20 protein-coding genes are annotated in these 23,707 nt (G+C 59.3%); 14 read left to right on the forward strand and 6 right to left on the reverse strand.

Features of this window, described 5'->3' with window-relative positions:
* Positions 1–48 precede the first annotated feature (48 nt).
* Complete coding sequence (locus ACA044_RS06245; protein ID WP_497445593.1) at positions 49–354, forward strand: DUF2288 domain-containing protein; 306 nt, start codon at positions 49–51, stop codon at positions 352–354.
* A 307-nt stretch (positions 355–661) separates the two neighbouring features.
* Here ACA044_RS06245 and ACA044_RS06250 read toward each other — a convergent pair whose 3' ends face one another.
* Complete coding sequence (locus ACA044_RS06250) at positions 662–2,857, reverse strand: hypothetical protein (protein ID WP_497445594.1); 2,196 nt, start codon at positions 2,855–2,857, stop codon at positions 662–664.
* A gap of 198 nt (positions 2,858–3,055) precedes the next feature.
* Between ACA044_RS06250 and ACA044_RS06255 the strand changes: the two genes are divergently transcribed.
* Positions 3,056–3,952: an NAD(P)-dependent oxidoreductase gene (locus tag ACA044_RS06255; protein WP_497445595.1), complete on the forward strand. Its 897-nt coding sequence runs from the start codon at positions 3,056–3,058 to the stop codon at positions 3,950–3,952.
* Here ACA044_RS06255 and ACA044_RS06260 read toward each other — a convergent pair.
* On the reverse strand, positions 3,843–6,125 hold the full coding sequence (locus ACA044_RS06260; RefSeq protein WP_497447173.1) for a putative bifunctional diguanylate cyclase/phosphodiesterase: 2,283 nt from the start codon (positions 6,123–6,125) through the stop codon (positions 3,843–3,845). The genes ACA044_RS06255 and ACA044_RS06260 overlap by 110 nt on opposite strands.
* A gap of 74 nt (positions 6,126–6,199) precedes the next feature.
* Here ACA044_RS06260 and ACA044_RS06265 point away from each other — a divergent pair, with 74 nt between their 5' ends.
* A complete protein-coding gene (locus ACA044_RS06265) occupies positions 6,200–6,349 on the forward strand; it encodes a hypothetical protein (protein ID WP_497445596.1) in 150 nt (49 codons plus the stop codon).
* 69 nt (positions 6,350–6,418) lie between these two features.
* The gene (locus ACA044_RS06270) at positions 6,419–7,768 is read left to right on the forward strand and encodes a spinster family MFS transporter (RefSeq protein WP_497445597.1); all 1,350 of its coding nucleotides are present in this window, start codon (positions 6,419–6,421) and stop codon (positions 7,766–7,768) included.
* Positions 7,769–8,008: 240 nt separating this feature from the next.
* Here ACA044_RS06270 and ACA044_RS06275 read toward each other — a convergent pair whose 3' ends face one another.
* Both ACA044_RS06275 and rapA read right to left on the reverse strand, forming a co-directional pair.
* Positions 8,009–9,433: an IS1182 family transposase gene (locus ACA044_RS06275; RefSeq protein WP_497444779.1), complete on the reverse strand. Its 1,425-nt coding sequence runs from the start codon at positions 9,431–9,433 to the stop codon at positions 8,009–8,011.
* A gap of 119 nt (positions 9,434–9,552) precedes the next feature.
* Complete coding sequence (gene rapA, locus ACA044_RS06280; protein WP_497445598.1) at positions 9,553–12,399, reverse strand: RNA polymerase-associated protein RapA; 2,847 nt, start codon at positions 12,397–12,399, stop codon at positions 9,553–9,555.
* Between the two features lie 252 nt (positions 12,400–12,651).
* Here rapA and ACA044_RS06285 point away from each other — a divergent pair, with 252 nt between their 5' ends.
* The 3 genes from ACA044_RS06285 (at position 12,652) to ccoM (ending at position 13,521) form a co-directional block, all read left to right on the forward strand.
* The gene (locus tag ACA044_RS06285) at positions 12,652–12,993 is read left to right on the forward strand and encodes an aspartate-semialdehyde dehydrogenase (protein ID WP_497445599.1); all 342 of its coding nucleotides are present in this window, start codon (positions 12,652–12,654) and stop codon (positions 12,991–12,993) included.
* Between the two features lie 105 nt (positions 12,994–13,098).
* Positions 13,099–13,260 carry a hypothetical protein gene (locus tag ACA044_RS06290; RefSeq protein ID WP_497445600.1) on the forward strand — a complete coding sequence of 54 codons (162 nt, stop codon included), beginning with the start codon at positions 13,099–13,101 and terminating at the stop codon, positions 13,258–13,260.
* Positions 13,261–13,404: 144 nt separating this feature from the next.
* Positions 13,405–13,521 (forward strand): cytochrome c oxidase subunit CcoM, encoded by a 117-nt coding sequence (gene ccoM / locus ACA044_RS06295; protein WP_007906619.1) that lies wholly within the window; start codon positions 13,405–13,407, stop codon positions 13,519–13,521.
* A 264-nt stretch (positions 13,522–13,785) separates the two neighbouring features.
* Here the strand turns inward: ccoM and ACA044_RS06300 are convergent, their stop codons facing one another.
* Both ACA044_RS06300 and ACA044_RS06305 read right to left on the reverse strand, forming a co-directional pair.
* The gene (locus tag ACA044_RS06300) at positions 13,786–15,261 is read right to left on the reverse strand and encodes an inorganic phosphate transporter (protein WP_497445601.1); all 1,476 of its coding nucleotides are present in this window, start codon (positions 15,259–15,261) and stop codon (positions 13,786–13,788) included.
* A gap of 377 nt (positions 15,262–15,638) precedes the next feature.
* Positions 15,639–15,839 carry a hypothetical protein gene (locus ACA044_RS06305; RefSeq protein ID WP_007935837.1) on the reverse strand — a complete coding sequence of 67 codons (201 nt, stop codon included), beginning with the start codon at positions 15,837–15,839 and terminating at the stop codon, positions 15,639–15,641.
* Positions 15,840–16,503: 664 nt separating this feature from the next.
* On the opposite strand from ACA044_RS06305, the gene pcaR reads away from it, so the two are divergent.
* The 7 genes from pcaR to pcaG all read left to right on the forward strand — a co-directional run bounded on the left by pcaR (position 16,504) and on the right by pcaG (position 23,684).
* Positions 16,504–17,346 (forward strand): pca regulon transcriptional regulator PcaR, encoded by an 843-nt coding sequence (gene pcaR, locus ACA044_RS06310; protein WP_497445602.1) that lies wholly within the window; start codon positions 16,504–16,506, stop codon positions 17,344–17,346.
* Positions 17,347–17,901: 555 nt separating this feature from the next.
* The gene (gene pcaK, locus ACA044_RS06315) at positions 17,902–19,248 is read left to right on the forward strand and encodes a 4-hydroxybenzoate transporter PcaK (RefSeq protein ID WP_497445603.1); all 1,347 of its coding nucleotides are present in this window, start codon (positions 17,902–17,904) and stop codon (positions 19,246–19,248) included.
* Positions 19,249–19,535: 287 nt separating this feature from the next.
* Positions 19,536–20,393, forward strand: a complete 858-nt coding sequence (locus tag ACA044_RS06320) for a CoA transferase subunit A (protein ID WP_018926877.1) — start codon at positions 19,536–19,538, stop codon at positions 20,391–20,393.
* Entirely contained in the window at positions 20,393–21,172 is a 780-nt protein-coding gene (locus ACA044_RS06325; RefSeq protein ID WP_008005876.1) for a CoA-transferase subunit beta, read from the forward strand. Before ACA044_RS06320 ends, ACA044_RS06325 begins: the two co-directional genes overlap by 1 nt.
* The gene (pcaF, locus tag ACA044_RS06330) at positions 21,169–22,374 is read left to right on the forward strand and encodes a 3-oxoadipyl-CoA thiolase (RefSeq protein WP_497447174.1); all 1,206 of its coding nucleotides are present in this window, start codon (positions 21,169–21,171) and stop codon (positions 22,372–22,374) included. The genes ACA044_RS06325 and pcaF overlap by 4 nt, the downstream gene beginning before the upstream one ends.
* A 37-nt stretch (positions 22,375–22,411) precedes the next feature.
* Positions 22,412–23,116, forward strand: a complete 705-nt coding sequence (pcaH, locus tag ACA044_RS06335) for a protocatechuate 3,4-dioxygenase subunit beta (protein ID WP_497445604.1) — start codon at positions 22,412–22,414, stop codon at positions 23,114–23,116.
* A 1-nt stretch (position 23,117) separates the two neighbouring features.
* Positions 23,118–23,684: a protocatechuate 3,4-dioxygenase subunit alpha gene (gene pcaG / locus ACA044_RS06340; protein WP_497445605.1), complete on the forward strand. Its 567-nt coding sequence runs from the start codon at positions 23,118–23,120 to the stop codon at positions 23,682–23,684.
* Positions 23,685–23,707: the final 23 nt, after the last annotated feature.

Consider the following 23,707-nt stretch of genomic DNA (forward strand, 5'->3'; position numbering starts at 1 on the left):
CATAGCGACGTTATCATTCACGTCGATCTCTATTGCGGACAGGAACCCATGACTGAAGAACCTAGCACCCTCTATGCCAAGCTGCTTGGTGAAACCGCATCTATTACCTGGAAAGAGTTGGAGCCATTCTTCGCCAAGGGTGCCCTGTTGTGGGTCGATCCTGGTCTGGATTTGATCGCTGCAGCAGAAGCGGTGGCGACCGATGAAGGCGAGAAAGTGGCTGCCTGGCTGGCCACCGACAAGGTCGCCAAGCTCTCTGAAACGCGGGCGCTGGATCTTTTTGAACGCGATCCGCAGCTGTGGGCCGTGGTGGTTTCGCCGTGGATTCTGATTCAGGAAAGAGCGCAGTCTTGATGTATTGCACTGATTTGGTGCTCGCCTTCGCCGGGCAAAAGTGTGTAGCCGAGTAGCGTGATGGCATGTTGCCGTAGAGAAAGGCCACAGAAGGGTCTTGGCGAGGGTGACGTAAACGTAACGGGAACAGTTTATTGAGCAGCCGATTGGCTGCTTAATTGTTTCTGGATGTTGGTAAATCGGTGACAGATGCGGTGAATGTCAGGCCGCTTTCGCGAGCAAGCCCGCACATTTAACCGGCTTCCTCCAGAAGGAATGCGGTCAAAAATGTGGGAGCGGGCTTGCTCGCGAATAGCTGCACCGCTGATTAAGCGGTTTTACCAGTATGGTTATTAAGCGAAATAACCTTGGTCTTGCCAATCCGGTGACGGTAGATCTCGCGCAGGTACTTGATCGCTTTTTTCACGCAATCCCGGGACAGGCGGATGTCGTTGATCGAGACGAATTTATCCTTGTCGCTGATCAGCTCGCGGTACTTCTTCTCGTACATCGGTTTGATCGCGTACCAGTTGGTATCGAGGATCTTCGCCGGGTTTTCGAATTCGTTGAGCAGTTCGTCGATCCGGTCTTCGTCGAAGTCTTCATGGATGATGAAGTCCAGGATCGAGTTGTCCAGCGTCTCATCGAAGCGGTACGGGTTTTTCGCAAAGCAGCGCTTGATGAAGGCCACGATCAGGGTCAGGAAGTCGTCCGACAGGCACGGGCTCTTGGCGATCAAAGTGGTCAGCGACAGGTTGGCCGAGGCGCCGATCACCAGCGCATAGCGCTTGAGCGTGGTGTTGGGGAACAGGCTGTTGAGGTGCGTCTTCAACCGGTTCAGGTCCATGTAGGACAGCTTGTAGTCTTTGGGCAACGAAACAATCGACACCACCGACGAGCAATTCTTGAAGAAATGCAGGTCGTGCAACGCGGCCGCGTCATAGCCCGAATTCTTGTACTGCTCAAGCGAGGCGCGGTAGCGCTTGGACTCGATCGGCAACAGGCTGATGCCTTCGATCGCCTGGGTAACCTTGTTGAAGTGCGGCAGGTCGATGGAGCGGAAGAACAGGTCATCGATGTTCAGGCGCTGCGGCTCTTTCTCGAACACCTTGAACTTGTCACTGCTGGGCGGCGGGGTTTCCGGCACCACGGACTCGGCGTAGGCAATCGCTACAGGGCCGGCCAGACTCATGAACAGGTCGTTGGCGTCCAGGCGAATGGTTTCGCCGATGTCGATGCCGGCGCGACGGAAATAGTTCTGGTCGTAGTCGGTGGTCACCGCCTGCGCCGTCAGAATGTTGAAGATCTGCTGTGAGATGTACTGGTTGGCATGCTTTTCCATGGCATTGACATCAATGTTCTGGATGTTGCCGTCATCGCTTTCTTCGGCATAGCGCATGATGTCGTTGGAGATCAGCATCATCGCGTTCCAAGGGCGGATACGGCCCATGACGCTGGCTTCGCTGCTGTCTTCGTTGGCGAAGTTGTAGGAGAAGTCCCACTCTTCCGAGAGGTATTTGCACAGCAGGCGACCGGCGTTGATGTGCAGCGCCTCGGACATTTCGCTGCGGTGATCGGAAATGTTCGGCAGTACGCAAATGCCGCTGGTGAAAATCGGTTCGAAGACGAAGGAATGACCACTCTTGCCGTCGTGCTCGTCCATCGGTTTGGTGTCGAACGTCTTGTTCATGTACGAGTGCTGCTGAGCCAGGCCGAATTCCGAGGCCATGCCCGAACCGGTACCGCCGCCGGCACTGAAGATCGAGAAATACAGGCGCGATTGGTTGGCCTTGATCCCACAGCTGTCGATCAGGTACGAGTGAATCATCTTCCAGTCAGGGCTGGAGAACCGCTGGGTGTCCTTGTTCAGGATGATCTTGGCCAGGTACTGGCCGAGGATCGGCGCGTTACCGGCGCCACCGGCGTGGACTTCCGACAAGTCCATGATTTTCATTTTGCTGTAGTCGCGCAAGAAGCCGCTTTTTTCGCCCTTGCGCGAGAAACGGATACGACCGGCGATGTCCTTGTCCAGGTCGCCGAGCATCACCAGCGGTTCTACCAGAAACACCGGTTTGCTGGCCTTGTTTGGCCCCAGGCGCAAGTTGTTGCGAATCCACTGCGCCGGGCTGTAACCCTTCTCGGCGTAGCGTTTGTCCGGCGACAGACGGTCTTCGTTGTTGAATTCGTTGAGGTAGAACTTGCGGGCGTTGTACACCAGCTCCGCCACGTCCAGCGCGATGTTCGAACCACAACGGCCCAGGCCGATCAGGCACACCGAAGGGAATTCTTGATCGCTGTGCTGCTCGTTGTCGCCTTCCAGATGGGGCGGGCGCGGGAACACCAGGTCGCGCAGGCCGTCGAGGTTGTCGAGGATGCGGTCGGTATTGGTTTCGGTGAAGTACAGGTATTGCTGAGTCGCCAGCGGACGCGATGGGGTCAATGGCTTCGACGATGAGGGGCTGTTCGCCGCGGGGCTCAGGGTCAGGTCGGATACCGCGGTGGCCGGATTGTTTTTAGAAGTCATTGTGCGCCATATACCTGGAGTGGTCGGCTCGGCGACAAGGTGTCATCGAGTCATCACGGAGTGGGATCTCGCGTCTTTTTGCAGCGCGAAGGTGGTCCAAGCGTCAGGGTATTGGCCTGAGCATCGCTCGGGGGAATCCTTTCCTTATTCATGATGAATCGGCCAATATTCGATGATCTTTAATCAAAAGGAGGCTAAATGATGGCAGCGTTACCTTCGCTGGGGTTTGCCGGAATCGGCCTGATGGGCTTGCCGATGTGCCGACGCCTGTTGGCGGCGGGTTATCCGCTGACGGTGTGGAATCGCAACCTGGCCAAGTGCGCACCGCTGGTCGAGGCCGGCGCACGGCAAGTGGCGACACCGGCGGAGCTGTGTCAGCACGCCGACGTGGTGATGCTGTGCCTGGCCGACACTGCTGTTGTACGTGAGGTGGTGTTTGGCGCGGCGGGCGTTGCCGAGGGGGCGAAAAGCGGCCAGTTGCTGGTGGATTTTTCTAGCCTGGAACCCACCGCGACGCGGGAAATGGCGACGGCGCTGGCCAGTAAAACCGCAATGAGTTGGCTTGATGCGCCGGTGTCTGGCGGGGTGGTCGGTGCCGAGGCCGGCAGCCTGGCGATCATGGTCGGTGGCGAGACGGCGGATCTTGAACGCGTGCGACCGGTGTTGTTGACCCTTGGCCTGCGCGTGACCCACATGGGCGCCGTCGGCGCGGGGCAGGTGACCAAGGCCTGTAATCAGATGATCGTCGCCTGCAATGCCTTGGTCATTGCCGAAGTGGTGGCCCTGGCCGAGCGTTCCGGGGTCGATGCCCGTCTGATCGCCGAGGCGTTGGCCGGTGGTTTCGCCGATTCAAAACCGTTGCAGATTCTCGCGCCGCAAATGGCCGAAAGCCGTATCGAACCGGTGAAATGGCACGTACGCACGCTGCTCAAGGACCTCGACACCGCCGTGAAGTTTTCCCGCGAACAGGGCTCGGCCACGCCGATCAGCGGATTGGCCGCACAACTGATGCGCCTCCATGGGGGGCAGGGGTTCCTGGAAAAGGATCCGTCGACGCTAGTGCAGTTGTACCGCGCGCCAGACTCAACGGGTTGACGGTGTGCGCGTGCTTGCGTTGGTTGAGTTCGGCCAGTACCGGGCGCAACTCAACCAATGGCACCGGACGGCTGAGCAGGTAGCCCTGAACGAAATCGCAGCCGTGGCGTTCGAGAAAGTCGTATTGCTCGAAGGTTTCGACGCCTTCGGTGACGACCTGCAAATGCAGGGTATGGGCCATGACGATAATGGCCTGGACGATTTCCATGTCCTGGGTGGCCTTGGGGATGTCCTGAATGAACGAGCGGTCGATCTTCAGTGTGTTTAACGGCAGGCGCCTGAGGTAGGCCAGGGATGAATAGCCGGTGCCGAAGTCGTCGATCGACAACGAGACCCCAAGGGCGCGAATCTGCCGCAGCAACACCAGGGTGTTGGTGATATTGCCCATCAGCGCATTCTCGGTCACTTCCAGCTCCAGCCGGTGTGGCTCCACCCCGAAGGCGTGCAGGGCGTGTTCGATTTCATTGGCCAGTTCTTCTCGCGCCAGGTTCAGGGGCGAGCAATTCACCGCGATTTTGAGTTCTTCGCAATCGTGTCGGGACAGCTCGCCCAAGTCCTCGCAGGCCTTGCGCAGCACCCAGTTGTCCAGCTCGGCGATCAGGCCGTTGGCTTCGGCAATGGTGATGAACCGATCCGGCGTGAGCAATCCGTGAACCGGATGTTGCCAGCGAATCAGCGCTTCAAGTTTGGTGACCTGGCCGGTTCTCAGGTCATAGATCGGTTGGTAATACAGCATCAACCCGGTGTTTTCGCGCAGGGCGTGGCGCAGTTCCTCTTCAAGCTGCAACTCCAGGGTGGCGCGGGTTTTCAGGTTTGAACTGAAAAAATGCAGGGCGTTACGACCGCAATCCTTGGACTGGTATAGCGCCAGGTCGGCGTTTTTCAGCAGTTCTTCACAGGTCTTTCCATCTTCCGGAAACAGGCTGATGCCGATGCTGGTGGTCATGACCATGCGCCGTCCGGACAATTCGATGGGTTCCTTCATTTTCAGCATGATGCGCTGGGCCATTTGCCGCGCCTCTTCACGGTCGTACAGACCGATGAGGATGCAGAATTCGTCGCCTCCAAAGCGCGCCACTACGTCTTCGTGACTGCGTACCGAGGCCTTGATGTGGCTGGCCAGGACTTTGAGCAATTCGTCGCCGGCGTCATGGCCGAGGCTGTCGTTGATCCGCTTGAAGTGGTCGATGTCGAGGAACATCACGGCGAGCATGCCGCCTTCGTTGGTTTTCTCGATGAGTTTCTCGGCGAAGATCTGGTTGAAGCCTCGGCGGTTGATCAGGTTGGTCAGGGGGTCGTAATGCGCCACCTGTTGCAGCGACATGCGCGCCTGATCCAGTTGACTGAGCAGGGCATTGACCCGCTGCAGGTCGTGTTCCTTGTGTTGCAGTTTCTTGTCCGCCAGTGCAGCGCTGATACTGCTGCCGATGATCAGCAGTGTTATCACCGCCACCGTCAGCCCCAATTGCAGGTGATTGTTGTCGTCGGGCAATGGCTGAAGGCTGCCAGCGGGCAACACCAGGCTGAGCGCCGCCATACCGGTGAAATGCATACTGACGATGCCGGCCCCGAGCACCAGGCTGGCGGTGTATTTGAGCAGTTGATGAAAGCCGCCAGCGCCGTCGCGCAGGTGACTGGAAATCAACAGGGCGGCCAGGCTGGCACCGATGGCGATCACAATGGAAAGGGCGAACAGGAAGGGTTGGTAATAGATCAGCGCATTCGATCGCAGGGCGGCCATGCCCACGTAGTGCATGGTCGCGATGCCCAGGCCGATCCACACCGCGGCCTGCAGGTATCGCCGGAAACTCGGCTGAGGATGGCTGAGGGTGTGCATGGCCAGCCACGAGGCGGTCAGGGCGAACAACAGCGAGAGCAGGGTGGTGGGCAGGTGGTAATGGATTTCGATCGGTGCCTGGAACGCCAGCATGCTGATGAAATGCATGGCCCAGATACCGCCCGCCAGACACCCGGCACCGGCCCAGCGCCAGAGTCGCTGGGAGGCGGATTTCTCCACATGACCGACCCGCTCGGTCATGTCCAGCGTGGCGAAGCCGGCGACGCAGGCCACCAGATAGGCGAGCAGCACCAGAAAAGGGTTATGGGTGCAATCGAGTATGACCTGCCCGCTCTCTGGCAGCCCGGTCATGAAATGCAAACCCAGCCACTCCATAGCATGCCCCGTCTCTGAATCATCCTGGCCTGCGCCGTACACGCTGGCGAATGCTTGCAGTATAGAGGCCATGCATGGAGCGCAAGGCGTGGTGGCACATCAGTGCCAATGTTTTTGGAATGGTCTTTAGAACAATTGGCAATAAATTGTTGCATGGGCCGCGCTGGCTGCCATGGATGGATATCAGCTTTACGAATAATTACAGACAGCGCTGGCGGGCCTGACTAGATTGAGGGTCCTGGGCTCGAATGCGTTGGCAATGAAGCCCCAATAACAATAAAAGAGACGGACCCATGCAGAACTCGACCCAAGCGGCGAATGCCTGGCGCATTCTGTTCCTGTTGTTCCTGGCCAACCTGTTCAACTTCTTCGACCGCACCATCCCGGCCATCATCATCGAGCCGATTCGCATGGAGTGGCACCTCAGCGACTTTCAGCTGGGGATCATCGGGACCGCATTCACCATCGTTTACGCCATTGCCGGCCTGCCCCTGGGGCGATTGGCCGATACCGGTTCGCGCAGCAAACTGATGGGCTGGGGCCTGGCGGCGTGGAGTGGGCTGACCGCGGTCAACGGGTTGGTGGGCAGTTTCTGGAGTTTCCTGATCGTGCGCATGGGGGTCGGCATCGGTGAAGCCAGTTACGCGCCGGCCGCCAACTCGCTGATCGGCGATTTGTTTCCGGCTCATCGTCGGGCTCGGGCCATGGGCATTTTCATGCTCGGTTTGCCATTGGGCCTGCTGCTGGCGTTCTTCACCATTGGCGCGATGGTTAAGGCGTTCGACAGCTGGCGCGCGCCGTTCTTCATCGCGGCGGTGCCGGGGCTGATCCTGGCGGTCTTCATGTTCTTCATCAAAGAGCCGAAGCGCGGGGCGGCAGAAAGCGTGCAAGTGTCTCAGGCGCGCGTGGATCGCCCGATCCGTCGAGTGCTGGCGGTGCCGACTTTCCTGTGGCTGGTGATGGCGGGGCTGTGCTTCAACTTCGCCACGTATGCCTGCAACTCGTTTCTGGTGCCGATGCTGCAGCGTTATTTCCTGATGCCGTTGCAGGACGCGGCGGTGGCGACCGGGGTGATTGTGGGGGTGACCGGGTTGTTCGGCCTGACACTGGGCGGTTGGGTCGCGGACAAGATTCACCAGCGGGTGGCCAATGGGCGACTGCTGTTTGCCGCGTTCAGCTTGATTATCTCGACCTTGTGCACCGCTTGGGCGCTACACGCCGGACGGATCGAGATTGGGGTATTTGTCGCGGTGTTCAGCCTCGGTTGGTTGTTCGCCTACAACTTCTATACCTGTGTGTACACGGCCATTCAGGACGTGGTCGAACCGCGCCTGCGGGCGACGGCGATGGCGTTGTTCTTTGCCGGGTTGTATCTGTTGGGCGGTGGTTTGGGGCCGGTGGTGGTGGGCGGTCTGTCCGATCACTTCGCGCACACGGCCATGCTCTCGGCCGGTGCCGAACAGATGACCGAGGCGTTCAAGGCTGTCGGCCTGCATGACGCGATGTACTTGATCCCGGTGGCGTTGTTTTTCACCATGGTGTTTCTGTTCCTGGCTTCGCGGTGTTTTGTGCGTGATGCCAAGCGGATGAAGGAAGGGTTGGTGGCGGTGGTTGAGCCTGGGGGGGCTGCGGTGACTGCCTAATCGCCTTCGCGAGCAAGCCCGCTCCCACATTTGACCGAGTTCTTTCAGGAGGAATGCGGTCGAAAGTGGGAGCGGGCTTGCTCGCGAAGAGGCCATCAGCAACACCAGAACAATCAAGCAGACAAAAAAAGGCCCGCATCGCTCAGACTGTGTGAAAACACGCTGAAGGCGGCCTAAGCAAACGCCCCGACTTGTTCGGGGCGTTTGCTTTTGTGCAGGTAACAGGCGAAAAAAGGCTTTTCAGCCCATCAACTCCATCATTTGACGTACACCCAGCACATTGATCGCTCTTTTGAGGTTGTAGGCGTTCACCGCCAGGGCAATTTCCGCTTTTGCCCCCTCTAACTGTCGCAGCAGGAAGCGGCCGTTTCCAAACAGCCATTGTTTAAGGTTGCCGAAGGGATGCTCAACGATGGACCTTCGGCTCACCATCATTTCGGGATGCGCCTGCATGCGCTGCTCCATTCGCTCGAAGGCATCTTCGTGGGCGTGGCGTGAGACGTATCGGCGCTGAGCGTCGGTGCATTGACCTTTCAGTGGGCAGTTGGCGCAGTCGCTGATAGCTGCGTGGTAAATGCGCTCACCTTTATTCAGCTGTTTGAGTGTCAGCAGTTTGCCGGCAGGGCATTGGTACTGATCCTGCTGCGCATCGTAAGCAAAATCTTTTCGCTCGAAGAGTTCCTTCTCCTTGCTACGGGGGTTAACCGCTCGGTTGGGCGGCACGTACGCCGTAATGCCCGCGTCTTCACACGCCTGGAACTGCTTGCCGTTGGAGTAGCCCGCATCGGCGGTCACGCTCAGTTCGCTCTGCTGCAACTGTTCTTTGGCGGCCTTGGCCATGGGCTCAAGTTGCTGGGTATCGTTGCCGTCTTGTGTCACGTCGTGATGCAGGATCAAGCAATGTTCAGCGTCCACGGCGGTTTGTACGTTGTAAGCCACCCGCGGACCTTTGGGCGTGCGCATCATTCGGGCATCGCTTTCGCCGGTGTTGAACTGCTCGATCCCCATCGACTTCATCAGCGCCTGGCAGGTCAGATTGTTCAGTTGCCGGGCTTCAAGTTGCTTCAGCGCTGTCTTGATGGCGCTGCGATCAATGGTTTCACCCGCTTCGGCTTTATCGGCCTCATCCAGTTCAGCCAGATATTGGGCGATGCGCTTATCCAGTTTTTCCTGCTGGCGTTTGAGTTGTTTCACGTTCAGATGGCGCCGCGACGAGGCTACCGCCTGGAATTTACTGCCATCAATGGCAACCAGGTCGCCAGCGATCAAACCGACCGTACGACAGAACTGAACGAAGACCCGGCACGTTGCACTGAACGCCTGTTTGTTGTCCTTGCGAAAGTCGGCAATGGTCTTGAAATCGGGTTTGAGGCGGTTGAGTAACCACATGACTTCGATGTTGCGCTGGCATTCGGCTTCGAGACGACGGGAGGAGCGGATACACTGGAAATAGCCGTACAGATAGAGCTTTAGCTGATCGGCCGGATCGTAAGAGGGGCGACCTGTGCTTTTGGGCACCGCCTTGTCAAACCCCAGACGTATGAGATCGAGCTTGGCAACGAAGGCATCAATCACGCGAACGAGGTGATCCTCAGGGATTAAATCTTCCAGCGAAACCGGAAAAAGGCTGGTCTGATCGCGCGCTTGGCCCTGGATGTAAGCCATAACAAGAATGCCCCGTATCTTTCGATACGGGGCATTTTCTTAAACCGCGATGCAGATTGCTAGGTTTTCACACAGTCTGATCGCTGCGGGCTTTTTGTTTTAACGGGGCAGGGCAGGGCTTAACCCGCCACCAACACCCGAATCGCTTCCAGTCGCAGCGCCGCTTTATCGAGCATCGCCAGGCCTTGTTCACGTTGCTTGCGCAGCGCAATCAGTTCGCTGTCGCGCACGCTCGGGTTAACCGCTTGCAAGGCGGTCAGGCGTGCCAGTTCTTCGTCGGTGTCCGCCGCCAGGCGACGTTGCGCCTCGGCCACGCGCTCGGCGTGACGCGGGGTGATCTTTTCTTCGCCGGCGTTGATCCGTGGCGTCAGCTGGTCGCGCTGGGCCTGGATGAACTTGTTGGCGCTGGCGCGGGGAACGCTTTCCAGTTGATCGTTCAGGGTTTCGAACGACACCCGGGTCGACAGGTCGTTGCCGTTGGCGTCGAGCAGGCAGCGCAGGGCAGCCGGCGGCAGGTAACGGCCCAGCTGCAGCGAGCGCGGAGCAACTACTTCGCTGACGTAGAGCAACTCCAGCAATACGGTGCCCGGTTTCAGCGCCTTGTTCTTGATCAGCGCCACGGCGGTGTTGCCCATCGAGCCGGACAGGACCAGGTCCATGCCGCCCTGCACCATCGGGTGTTCCCAGGTGATGAACTGCATGTCTTCGCGGGACAGCGCCTGGTTGCGGTCGTAGGTGATGGTCACGCCTTCGTCGTCACCCAGCGGGAAGCTGGCGTCGAGCATTTTTTCGCTTGGCTTGAGGATCAGCGCGTTTTCCGAATGGTCTTCGCTGTCGATGCCGAAGGCGTCAAACAAGGTTTCCATGTAGATCGGCAGGGCAAACTGATCGTCTTGCTCAAGGATGTCCTCGACCAGCGCATCACCTTCGCCAGCGCCGCCAGAGTTGAGTTCCAGCAAACGGTCGCGACCGGTGTGCAGTTCGGCTTCCAGACGCTCACGTTCGGCGCGGGCTTCGTCGATCAGCGCTTGCCACTCGCCATCGTCGGCGTTTTCCAAAAGCGGCAGCAGGCGCGGGCCAAACTGATGCTGCAAGGCGTTGCCGGTCGGGCAGGTGTTGAGGAATGCGTTCAGCGCTTCGTGGTACCACTGGAACAGCCGTTCTTGCGGGCTGGTTTCCAGGTACGGCACGTGCAGTTCGATGATGTGCTTCTGGCCGATCCGGTCGAGACGACCGATACGCTGCTCCAGCAGGTCCGGGTGCGACGGCAGGTCGAACAGCACCAGATGGTGCGAGAACTGGAAGTTGCGACCTTCACTGCCGATTTCCGAGCAGATCAGCACCTGTGCGCCGAACTCTTCGTCGGCGAAGTAGGCGGCGGCGCGGTCACGCTCAAGGATGTTCATGCCTTCGTGGAAGACCGTGGCCGGGATGCCGGAACGCACGCGCAGGGCGTCTTCCAGGTCCATGGCGGTTTCGGCGTGGGCGCAGATCACCAGCACTTTGGTGCGTTTGAGCATTTTCAGCTGATCGATCAGCCACTCGACGCGCGGGTCGAACTTCCACCAGCGCTCTTCTTCGTTGGCGTCCGGCTGGGCCTGGAAGCTGACTTCCGGGTACAGCTCGGCGTGATCGCCCAGTGGCAGTTCGAGATATTCGGCCGGGCATGGCAGCGGGTACGGGTGCAGTTTGCGCTCCGGAAAGCCCTGCACGGCGGCCCGGGTATTACGGAACAGCACGCGGCCGGTGCCGTGACGGTCCAGCAGTTCGCGCACCAGACGGGCGCTGGCTTCGGTATCGCCATCATTGACAGCGGTCAGCAGTGCTTCGCCTTCATTACCGAGGAAACCGTGAATGGTCTTGTGCGCTTCAGGCGACAGGCGCCCTTTGTCCAGCAGCTCCTGAACGGCTTCGGCCACCGGGCGATAGTTTTCGCTCTCGGCGCGGAAGGCGTGCAGGTCATGAAAACGGTTCGGGTCGAGCAGGCGCAGACGGGCGAAGTGGCTGTCCTGACCCAGTTGTTCCGGGGTCGCGGTCAGCAGCAATACGCCGGGAATGACTTCGGCCAGTTGCTCCACCAGTGAGTACTGAGGGCTGACCTGGTCTTCGTGCCACACCAGGTGGTGCGCTTCGTCGACCACCAGCAAATCCCAACCGGCGGCGAACAGCGCGTCCTGGGCTTTCTCGTCGTCCACCAGCCATTCGAGTGCCACCAGAGCGAGCTGGGTGTCTTCGAACGGGTTAGCGGCATCGCTTTCGATGAAGCGCTCTTCGTCGAACAGCGCGACTTGCAGATTAAAGCGGCGGCGCATCTCCACCAACCATTGGTGCTGGAGGTTTTCCGGTACCAGGATCAACACGCGGTTGGCGCGGCCCGAGAGCAGTTGGCGATGGATCACCAGACCGGCTTCGATGGTCTTGCCCAGACCCACTTCGTCGGCCAGCAGAACCCGCGGTGCAATGCGGTCGGCAACTTCACGGGCGATGTGCAGCTGGTGCGCGATCGGTTGCGCACGCACGCCGCCCAGGCCCCAGAGCGAGGATTGCAATTGGCGGCTGGTGTGTTCCAGGGTGTTGTAGCGCAGGGAGAACCAGGCCAAGGGGTCGATTTGCCCGGCGAACAGACGGTCGCTGGCCAGACGGAACTGAATGAAGTTCGACAGCTGGGTTTCTGGCAGCGTGACCACTTCGTTCTGCGCGTTGAGGCCGTGGTAGACCAGCAGGCCATCGACGTCGTCGACTTCCTGGACGGTCAGTTTCCAGCCTTCGAAGTGAGTGATCGAGTCACCCGGCGAAAACCGCACACGGGTGAGGGGCGCATTCCGTAGCGCGTACTGGCGAGTCTCGCCAGTGGCCGGATAGAGCACGGTCAACAAGCGGCCGTCCTGTGCCAGAACGGTGCCCAAACCCAGCTCGGCTTCGCTGTCACTGATCCAGCGTTGCCCCGGTTGATACTGCTGCGCCATGCTGCCTGACTCCCACCTTGAAAAAGCGGGCTATCTTAACGGAATGAGCCTTCAGGGCCAAAGGATTACTCATGCCGGAACTGCCGAAGGCTGCGATCTTTTGATCTTCGGGAACGCTTGAGTTCTACGTTGTCCGATGAAAGATCGCAGGCTACGCCAGCTCCTGCGGTGCCAAGCGGATCACAAGTTTGCGACCGATGGCTCAAGTCGCGATCCCCGCAGCCGACAGCCTGCTGACAGGAGACTAATTATATGTTGCCACCGATGCTCCCCTTGAGCGCCGTGCCGATTACTTCACAGCAGGATCCGATCCGCCAGCGCCCGGATATTCCGCCCGTGGTGCCGGTGCAGGAAAGCTCCAACGAAAGCACCATCGACCTGCAAAAGCGCGACCCGGAAGAGGCGGGCCTGCAGCTGCGCGAGGAACAGCGTCGGCAGCAGGAGCGAGAGCGGCGCCGTCGTGAGGCCGATGACGATCCCGAAGAACATCTGGCGATTCCCGGTAATGAGCTCAATGCCGACAACACCGTGCCGGTGGTGCCGTTGATGGAGAATCAGCCACGTCAGGGCTTGTGGGTCGATATCGAGATCTGAAGTGTCGGATCACTGGTCAGCGCCTGCGCCAGACCGCATTATTGGTGCAATCCTGTCGCCTTTAACCGGCAGCTGAATTCATTTCCAAGTGATGCACTGAACGCCATGAGCCAAGATGACAAGCTGATCGATCTCAACACTGAACGCGCCAAGCGGGTTCATGACCTTAATGAAAAGCGCCTGAACGAAGTGCGCCAGGCATTTGAGCAGGCGATGCCGTTGGGCAAAGCGAAGAAAAAGCCAAAGAAAAAACCGAAAAAGCGTTGAAACACCCTGCATCGCTTGATGCAGGTCAGTTATTTCCCTTCCTTTACGCCCCGTCTCAGCCGGCATTGATCCCGGTCAATTTTCTCTCCTGCCCGATTAGTTAACTTAGCCCCATCGCAACAGGGCAAGTGCAGGAGGCCAATCATGTTTTTCGATAACGTGGTGATCGCCGGAGTGCTGACAGTCGGCCTCATGGTTCTGTTTTTTGCAGGATTTGGATTTTTTATCTGGAAGGATTCGCATAAGCGGAAAAAGCCGTAGGTCTTTCCGGGGTCATGAGCACGCAAGGCATTTTGGGCGACTTCGGTCGCCCTTTTTTTGCCTGCGAATTTCTATCGGGTATACAGAGAACCACTGTGGGAGCGGGCTTGCTCGCGAAGGCGGTGTATAAGCTGACATTTATGTCGTCTGACACCCCGCTTTCGCGAGCAAGCCCGCTCCCACAATTAATCGGTGGTGTAGCGAAGATTGCAGCAATAAAAAAGGCGCGAACCTCACGGAACGCGCCTTTTCAGTAGCGGTGTATCAGCTACCCAGTGCCTTCGATGCCAGCCAGAACAGGCCGGCCGACAGGGCCACGGTGGCTGGCAGGGTCAGGACCCAGGCCAGCAGGATGGTTCTGACGGTGCCACCTTGCAGGCCGCTTTTGTTGGCGACCATGGTGCCGGCCACGCCTGAGGACAAGACGTGGGTGGTGGAAACCGGCAGGCTGAAGACGTTCGCCGCGCCGATCATGCACGCGGTGGTGATCTGCGCCGACATGCCCTGGGCATAGGTCATGCCTTGCTTGCCGATTTTCTCGCCGATGGTCAGTACCACGCGTTTCCAGCCGACCATGGTACCCAGGCCGAGGGCCAGTGCGACCGCCAGAATCACCCAGAACGGGGCGTATTCGGTGGTAGTGGTCAGGTCCTTGCGCAGTTTGTCCAGATCAGCCTTTTCACGGGCAGCGAGGCCTGGCAGCTTGGCGACTTTCTTCGCGGTGTCGTCCAGGCAGAGCAGGTAGCGACGTACTTCGATGCGGCTTTCCGCCGGCAGCGAATGGTAGTCCGCTACACCTTTAAGGGTGCTGAGCAGAGCTGCAATGGTCGGTTCGGTCTGTTGCGGGTTGCAACGGAATTTCTCCGGCAGATCGCCTTTCACGCTTTTGCCCAGTGCCAGGAACTCACCCAGGGATTCGCGGTTGCGCTCGTAGAACTGGCTCAAGTGCAAGGTCGCGTCGCGGGTACGTTCGATCTGGTAGGTGGTGCTGTTCAGGTCGAGTACGAACTGCGCGGGCACGATACCGATCAGTACCAGCATGATCAGGCCGATACCTTTCTGGCCATCGTTCGAGCCGTGCACGAAGCTGACCGCCATTGCCGAAATCACCAGGACCAGACGGTTCCAGAACGGCGGGTGTTTCTTGTCGTCGATCTTGCGGCGCTGTTCCGGTGTCTTGTGCATCTTGGACAGCGGACGCCACCATTTAAGGCCGATCAGCACCAGGGCGGCGATCAGGAAGCCGGCCATCGGCGAGAACACCAGGGATGCACCGATATCGATCGCCTTCTGCCAGTTCACCCCATCGGCCAACGGAATGTCGTTGATCAGGGCGTTGGCCAGGCCGACACCGAGGATCGAACCGATCAGCGTGTGGGAGCTGGAGGCCGGGATACCGAAGTACCAGGTGCCCAAGTTCCAGGTGATGGCGGCGGCGAGCAACGAGAACACCATGGCCAGTCCATGACCGGTGTTCACATTGATCAGCAGTTCTACCGGCAGCAGGTGAACAATGGCATACGCCACACCCACACCGCCCAGCAGTACGCCGAGGAAGTTGAACACACCGGAAAAGAACACCGCCAGATGAGGCGGCATGGCTTTGGTGTAGATAACAGTGGCCACCGCGTTTGCGGTGTCATGAAAGCCGTTGATGAACTCGAAGGCGAGGACAAAGGCCAGGGCGAGCAAGAGGCTCACAAGCACCCAAGCATCCAGTCCGCTGAATAAATCGATCATGAAGGTTTTCTGACCCGGTCGTAAGGGGGCGCGATTATGCCAGAAAAGACTGCTAATCGATGCACTTGCTGCTCATCGGTAACATTCTTCAACGAATTAATTTGTTGCAATCCCCTAAACCCGAGGCTTTTTCGGGGGTTTACAAGTCGTTGAATTTTCTTGGAAAGACAGCAGCCGCAAGGGTTTCTCTCGTCGGGACAAGAGGCTTGAACGCGTATGTGAAATATCTGAGAAGAAGGTCCGACAGGAGCCATTTGCCCTATCCAACGGATGAGAGGGCCGCCGCCCGCTTGTAGCGGGCGCGAAAAGCATCATCGATACAACCCGCTTTTAACGGGTGTAGACGCAGGCTCTTGAAAGGATTCAGGCCGAGGCGGTCATGGCTCTTCGGCTTTGAGTTCCTTTTCCATCTTCTGCAATTCCTGGGTGAAGGCCTGATCCTGAACAGTGGCGCGTTTACGCCAGGGTTTGCGTTCGGGTTCGGGCTGAGCGGCGTAGGTGGTGACTTCCCCGCCGTAAACTTCCTTGTAACGTTGTTCCTGGCGCTCAAGTTCTGCGCGCAGTTCGTCTTTCGTCACAGTGCTACCTGATTGAGTTGAGATTAATTCTGGTGAAACGCGCTGCATCGATTTATTGACCGTGCTCGTCGAAAGGACAAGGCCTGACACGGCATTGTTCCCACGGCGCAATCAATACTTCCATGTTGCAGGCGGCCACGGCACCAGAGAAAAACAGCTGACGTAGCATCAGTCTCCTGTTTCAGCGAGCGCGCTGGCGGAGCATATGAAATGAGCGTCAGGCGCTTGCTGCGGACAGCGGCAATGGATATTGCGCTGCCGGTTGACGGAATCGGTACGTAAAAAACCGGTCGCCACTCAGATGCATTATAGCGGTCGATCCGAAGAACACTATCTCTTGAGAGTTAAAAGTAGTTCCTCATGTGTGATTGTTTTGTCACTCGCAACTCTACCGGTAATTACGGTGCGGGTAACGCCAGTTGCGGCGGTGACTTTCTGGCGTCATTAAGCCGAACAAGTTATTACATCGGCCTCCTCATAAGCCAGTGACCGAAAATAACAACCGTGTGGTGGGGGAGTGAAAGCGCTAAGGCTCAGTAAACAGCGTCGATTGCGATTATCGGCCGATGGTTCGATAATCGCCCAATCATGGTGGCCCGTGGCTTGTGTGCCAGACCGGGAGCCGCTTGTAATAGTCGCTGATCCGTGTGGGAAAGAACCTGATATGAATGATCAAATGCGCAATTCCTTCGCTTCGGTGGCCCCGCCGATCGTCGCCTCGCCCGCCAAACGGATCCAGGCCCTGACCGGTGACCCGGATTTCATGACCTCCCTGGCTCGTGGTCTGGCGGTGGTGCAAGCGTTCCAGGAACGCAAGCGACACCTGACTATTGCGCAGATCAGCCACCGCACGGAAATTCCCCGTGCCGCTGTGCGACGTTGCCTGCATACCCTGATCAAACTCGGCTACGCCACCACCGACGGGCGTACTTATTCGCTGCTGCCCAAAGTGCTGACCCTGGGCCATGCCTACCTGTCCTCGACGCCGCTGGCGGTTTCTGCCCAGCCATACCTGGACCGCATGAGCGAGCAACTGCACGAAGCCTGCAACATGGCCACACTGGAAGGCGATGACATTTTGTACATTGCGCGCTCGGCAACGACCCAGCGGCTGATTTCCATCGACCTCTCGGTGGGTGGACGATTGCCGGCCTATTGCACCTCCATGGGCAGGATTCTTCTCGCTGCGCTGGACGACACGTCGCTGCGCGAGTACCTCGACCATGCAGAATTGCAAGCCAAGACCAGTCGCACCTTGCATACCCCCGAGGCACTGCTCGAATGCCTGCAAGAGGTACGGCAACAAGGCTGGTGCATCGTCGATCAGGAGCTGGAGCAGGGCCTGCGCTCGATTGCCGTTCCGGTGTACGACGCTTCCGGGCAAGTGGTGGCAGCGCTGAATGTCAGCACCCATGCCGGCCGGGTCAGTCGCAGCGAGCTGGAGCAGCGTTTCCTGCCCGGCCTGCTAAGCGCCAGTCGTGACCTGAGCGCGCAACTCTTTGCTTAGGGGGCGTTCTCAGTCAGTTTCCCCACCGCGTTGTCGCCTTAAAGCGGGCCAGGCAAGGCGCAGGCCGCAGGGAATGGTTGTTCCCTTTCCAAGGCCTGCAACGCAGGCTGGCCCGCTTTAAGGCACAACCCGAAGGGCCGGGCCTGCTGTTGTGCAGGGCTGCGTTGCTCGAAGCTTATTTGGAATGACCAAACCACGCTTCTCGCGCCTTGCCCTGCACAACAGCAGACCCGGCGCGGCGGGGAAACTGACTGAGAACGCGCCTAAGCTGTTCGATAAACGCACAGAGTTGTGTTTATCGAATTGACGCTCTTTCCCTTCGATCATTAATGTCGCGGCAGCGTCATCCGGCGCTGCTGGCTTCGGTCATTCGCCGGACGACGACTCCAATAAGAATGAGAAGAGGCATCGTCATGCGCACGTTTCCCGACTGTCGCTATTCCCTCCGGTTTAGCTGCCGAAACCGGATCGCCTGATCCCGACCTCCTTTTCTTTTGATGGCGTCAGCCGCGGCTGGTAGCTGTTCGACTGCGTTCTTTGCGTGGAATAAAAATAATGAACCAGCCTCAGTCTGCTGTAGGAAACTGCCTCGACGTGCAGTCCTTCATTAATGCTCAACCCATTTCGCGCTACCAGTGGCGGGTGGTGATCCTGTGTTTCCTGATTGTTTTCCTCGATGGCCTCGACACCGCAGCCATGGGGTTTATCGCGCCTGCACTGTCCCAGGACTGGGGCATTGATCGCGCCAGTCTCGGCCCGGTGATGAGCGCGGCGTTGATCGGCATGGTCTTCGGCGCCTTGGGTTCCGGCCCGTTGGCTGACCGCTTCGGGCGAAAAGTCGTACTGGTGGGGGCGGTGCTGTTGTTCGGCGCTTTCAGCCTGGCATCGGCCTACAGCACCAACGTCGATCAGCTGCTGGTACTGCGCTTTCTTACCGGCCTGGGCCTGGGCGCCGGCATGCCGAACGCCACCACGTTGCTGTCCGAATACACCCCCGAGCGCAAGAAATCCCTGCTGGTGACCAGCATGTTCTGCGGTTTCAACCTCGGTATGGCCGGGGGCGGGTTCATCTCGGCCAAACTGATCCCGGCCTTCGGCTGGCACAGTCTGTTGATGATCGGCGGGATTCTGCCGCTGATCCTCGCCGTCGTATTGCTGTTCTGGTTGCCGGAATCGGCGCGCTATCTGGTGGTGCGCAATCGTGGTACGGACAAAGTGCGCAAGGCCCTGGCGCCGATCGACCCGACGGTGGTGGCCCAGGCTTCGAGCTTCAGCGTGCCGGAACAGAAAACCGTGAAGGGCCGAAACGTATTTGCAGTGATCTTCTCCGGTACTTACAGCACCGGCACGTTGTTGCTGTGGCTGACGTACTTCATGGGCCTGGTGATTGTTTACCTGCTAACCAGTTGGCTGCCGACGCTGATGCGCGACAGCGGCGCGAGCATGGAGCAGGCAGCATTCATTGGTGCGCTGTTCCAGTTCGGTGGGGTGTTGAGCGCAGTGGGTGTGGGGTGGGCGATGGACCGGTTCAATCCGCACAAGGTCATCGGCACTTTCTACTTATTGGCCGGGGTGTTTGCCTACGCGGTAGGGCAGAGCCTGGGCAACATCACGATATTGGCGACCCTGGTGCTGGTAGCGGGGATGTGTGTCAACGGCGCGCAATCGGCGATGCCGTCGCTGGCGGCGCGGTTTTACCCGACTCAAGGGCGAGCGACCGGTGTGTCGTGGATGCTTGGGATTGGCCGTTTCGGCGCGATCCTCGGTGCATGGATGGGCGCAACGTTGCTGGGCCTGGGCTGGAACTTCGAGCAGGTGCTGACGGCGCTGGTGATTCCGGCCGCGTTGGCGACCACGGCGGTGGTGATCAAGGGCATGGTCAGCCATGCGGATGCGACCTGAGGGCAGTTTCCGAGATTGTTGGTGAATGTGCGGGCCTCTTCGCGGGCAAGCCTCGCTCCTACGGGATGTGCGTGATATCCGCGACCCTACACATCTGTAGGAGCGAGGCTTGCCCGCGAAGCTTTTCAGGATCGGTAGGGAGATAACAATCTGTTCGATAAACGAACGCTCAGTCGATTATCGGATTGTTTGGGGTTTTCCAGGGGCTTAATCTGCAGTCATTCCGGCGCTGAACCTCGCGCCTTTTTCTACCACTGTCGGTTCATAACAAAACGGGAGCCTGCCCCATGGCTGAAATCCTTTCGCTGCATGACGCGGTGAAGCAATTCGTCAACGACGGCGATACTGTCGCGCTCGAAGGCTTCACTCACCTGATTCCTACTGCGGCGGGTCATGAAATCATTCGCCAGGGCAAGAAAGACCTGACCCTGGTGCGGATGACGCCTGACTTGATCTACGACCAGTTGATCGGTGCCGGTTGTGCTCGCAAGCTGATTTTCTCCTGGGGCGGTAACCCCGGCGTGGGCTCACTGCACCGTCTGCGTGACGCGGTCGAGCGGCAGTGGCCGCATGCGCTGGAAATCGAAGAACACAGCCATGCCGACCTGGCCAATGCCTACGTCGCGGGCGCTTCGGGCTTGCCGTTCGCGGTGTTGCGTGCCTACGCCGGTTCCGACCTGCCGAAGGTCAACCCGCTGATCAAAACCGTTACCTGCCCGTTCACCGGCGAAGTGCTGGCGGCGGTGCCGTCGGTGCGCCCGGACATCACCGTGATTCACGCGCAGAAGGCCGACCGCCAAGGCAACGTGCTGCTTTGGGGCATTCTCGGTGTGCAGAAAGAAGCCGCACTGGCCGCCAAGCGCTGCATTGTCACTGTCGAAGAAATCGTCGACGACCTCAACGCGCCGATGAACGCTTGCGTGCTGCCGACCTGGGCCTTGAGCGCGGTCTGCCACGTACCGGGTGGTGCGCATCCGTCCTACGCCCACGGTTACACCGAGCGTGACAACCGCTTCTACCAGGCCTGGGACCCGATTGCCCGCGATCGTGAAACCTTCACCGCGTGGATCAACGAGTACATCCACGGCTGCGCTGACTTCAGCGAGTTCCAGGCCAAGCTGGCCGCTGCTTCGGAGGCCAAGTAATGACCTACACCACCAACGAAATGATGACCGTTGCCGCCGCCCGCCGTTTGAAAAACGGTTCGGTGTGCTTCGTCGGTATCGGCCTGCCGTCGAAAGCGGCCAACCTGGCGCGGCTGACTTCCTCGCCAGACGTCGTCCTGATCTACGAATCGGGTCCGATCGGTGCCAAGCCGAGCGTACTGCCGCTGTCGATCGGTGATGGCGAACTGGCGGAAACCGCCGACACTGTCGTCCCGACCGGTGAGATTTTTCGCTACTGGCTGCAGGGCGGACGCATCGACGTCGGTTTCCTCGGTGCCGCGCAAGTCGACCGCTTCGGCAATATCAACACCACGGTGGTGGGCGACTACCATCAGCCGAAAGTTCGCCTGCCGGGTGCCGGTGGCGCGCCGGAGATCGCCGGTTCCGCCAAGAGCGTGCTGATCATCCTCAAGCAATCGGCGCGCTCCTTTGTCGACAAACTCGACTTCATCACCTCGGTCGGTCATGGCGAGGGCGGGGATTCACGCAAGCGTCTTGGCCTGCCGGGCGCCGGTCCTGTCGGTATCATTACCGACCTGTGCATCATGGAACCCGAAGCGGACACTCATGAGTTCGTGGTGACCGCGCTGCACCCAGGCGTCACTCGCGAGCAAGTGATTGCTGCCACCGGTTGGGCAATTCGCTTTGCCGATCAGGTGGAAAACACCGCCGAGCCAACCGATGTCGAGCTGACCGCTCTGCGCGATCTGGAAGCCCGCACCGCTGCGGCCCACGGCCAAGCACCCGGAGAAGCCTGATGCGTGACGTTTATATCTGCGACGCCATTCGCACCCCCATCGGCCGTTTCGGCGGCGGCCTGTCGACGGTTCGCGCCGATGACCTGGCCGCCGTTCCGATCAAGGCCTTGATGGAGCGCAACCCGTCGGTGGACTGGAGCGCGGTGGACGAGGTGTTCCTCGGTTGCGCCAACCAGGCCGGCGAAGACAACCGCAACGTGGCACGCATGGCGTTGCTCCTGGCTGGGTTGCCGGAAACCACTCCGGGCGTCACCCTCAACCGCCTGTGCGCTTCGGGCATGGATGCGATCGGCACGGCGTTCCGGGCGATCGCCAGCGGTGAGATGGAGCTGGCGATTGCCGGCGGCGTCGAGTCCATGTCTCGCGCACCGTTCGTGATGGGCAAGGCCGATGCGGCGTTCTCGCGCAACATGAAGCTGGAAGACACCACCATCGGCTGGCGCTTTATCAACCCGTTGATGAAAGCCCAGTATGGCGTCGATGCGATGCCGCAGACCGCTGATAACGTGGCCGATGATTACGAAGTTTCCCGCGAGGATCAGGACGCTTTCGCCCTGCGCAGCCAGCAACGCACGGCTGCCGCGCAAGCCGCAGGATTTTTCGCCGAAGAAATCGTTGAAGTGCGTATTGCCCACAAGAAGGGGGAAAATGTCGTCACGCAGGACGAGCATCCACGCGCTGACACGACATTGGAAACCCTGGCCAAACTCAAACCGGTCAACGGCCCGGACAAAACCGTCACTGCTGGTAATGCCTCCGGTGTGAACGACGGTGCGGCGGCGCTGATTCTGGCCTCCGGCGATGCGGTGAAAAAACATGGCCTGACCGCCCGTGCCAAAGTGCTCGGCATGGCCAGCGCCGGTGTCGCGCCGCGAGTGATGGGTATCGGGCCGGTGCCGGCGGTGCGTAAATTGACCGAGCGTCTGGGCCTGGCGGTCAGCGATTTCGATGTGATCGAACTTAACGAAGCCTTCGCCAGCCAGGGTTTGGCCGTGCTGCGTGAACTGGGATTGGCGGATGACGCTGCCCAGGTCAACCCGAACGGTGGTGCCATTGCTCTGGGCCATCCGCTGGGCATGAGTGGTGCACGCTTGGTACTAACCGCGCTGCATCAACTGGAAAAGACCGGCGGCAAGAGAGGTCTGGCGACCATGTGTGTCGGTGTTGGCCAGGGTCTGGCCTTGGCGATCGAACGTGTCTGACGCACAGAAGCGACTAATAAGAACTGAGGAAAGCGCAATGACTGACAAACCTGGTTACCGTCGCCCGCAGGCGGGCACTCAGCCGGAATACCTGCACCCTCCTTATCAATCCAGCAACCTTCGCTCGCCGTCCAAGCCGTTGGTGTTTTTGCCTCATTCGCTGTCGGAAATCACCGGGCCGACCATCGGCGCCGAGCGCATCCAGGAGCAGGACAACAACCTGACCGCGCAGCATCAGGGCGAACCACTGGGTGAACGAATCATCATCCACGGCCGTGTGCTGGATGAAAACGGTCTGCCGGTGCCGGGAATTCTGATAGAGATCTGGCAGGCCAACGCCGCCGGTCGCTACAACCACGAGCGCGACCTGCACGATGCCCCGCTGGACCCGAACTTCACCGGCACTGGCCGCACCGTGACCGACGCCGATGGCTGGTATCAGTTCCAGACCATCAAGCCCGGCGCTTATCCGTGGGGCAACCACCCCAATGCCTGGCGCCCGGCGCACATCCATTTCTCGCTGTTCGGGCCGAGCATTCTCACGCGCCTGGTGACCCAGATGTATTTCCCGGGCGACCCGTTGCTGGCTTACGACCCAATCTACAATTGCGTGCCCGATACCAGCGCCAAAGAGCGTTTGATTGCCAGTTTCGACCTGGAAAAAACCATCCCTTCCTACGCCCTCGGTTATCGCTGGGACATCGTCTTGCGCGGCCGCGAAGCCACGCCGATGGAGAAATAAGATGACGCTGAACGCGACCACGTCCCACACCGTCGGGCCGTATTACCACATTGGCCTGACCTGGCTGAACCGCGAAGACCTGACCGTTGCACAGACCCTCGGTGAGCGCGTGGCGATCACCGGGCAAGTCGTCGATGGCAATGGCGACTTCGTCAACGACGCGATGCTCGAAGTCTGGCAGGCCAACGCCGCCGGCAAGTACGACCACCCCGAAGACGATCAGGACAAACCCCTGGACCCGAACTTCGAAGGGTTTGGCCGGGTACCGGTAGATGCACAAGGGCGGTTCCGGTTTACCACGATCAAACCGGGCACGGTGGAAGGCTTGAAAGGCACGACCCAGGCGCCGCATTTGGTGGTGCTGGTGTTTGCTCGCGGGTTGGTGAAGCACCTGCTGACGCGGATTTACTTTGAGGGCGAACCGGCCAACGTAGCGGATCCGCTGCTGGAATGCGTGCCTGCCGAGCGCCGCAGCACGTTGTTGGCGAAGCAGGATGCTGCGGGTGTTTATCAGTGGAATGTGATTTTGCAGGGGACGGATGCGGAGACAGTGTTTTTTGATTATTGAGTGACGAGGGCTCTACTGGCCAG

Source organism: Pseudomonas sp. LBUM1673, from assembly GCF_059695645.1.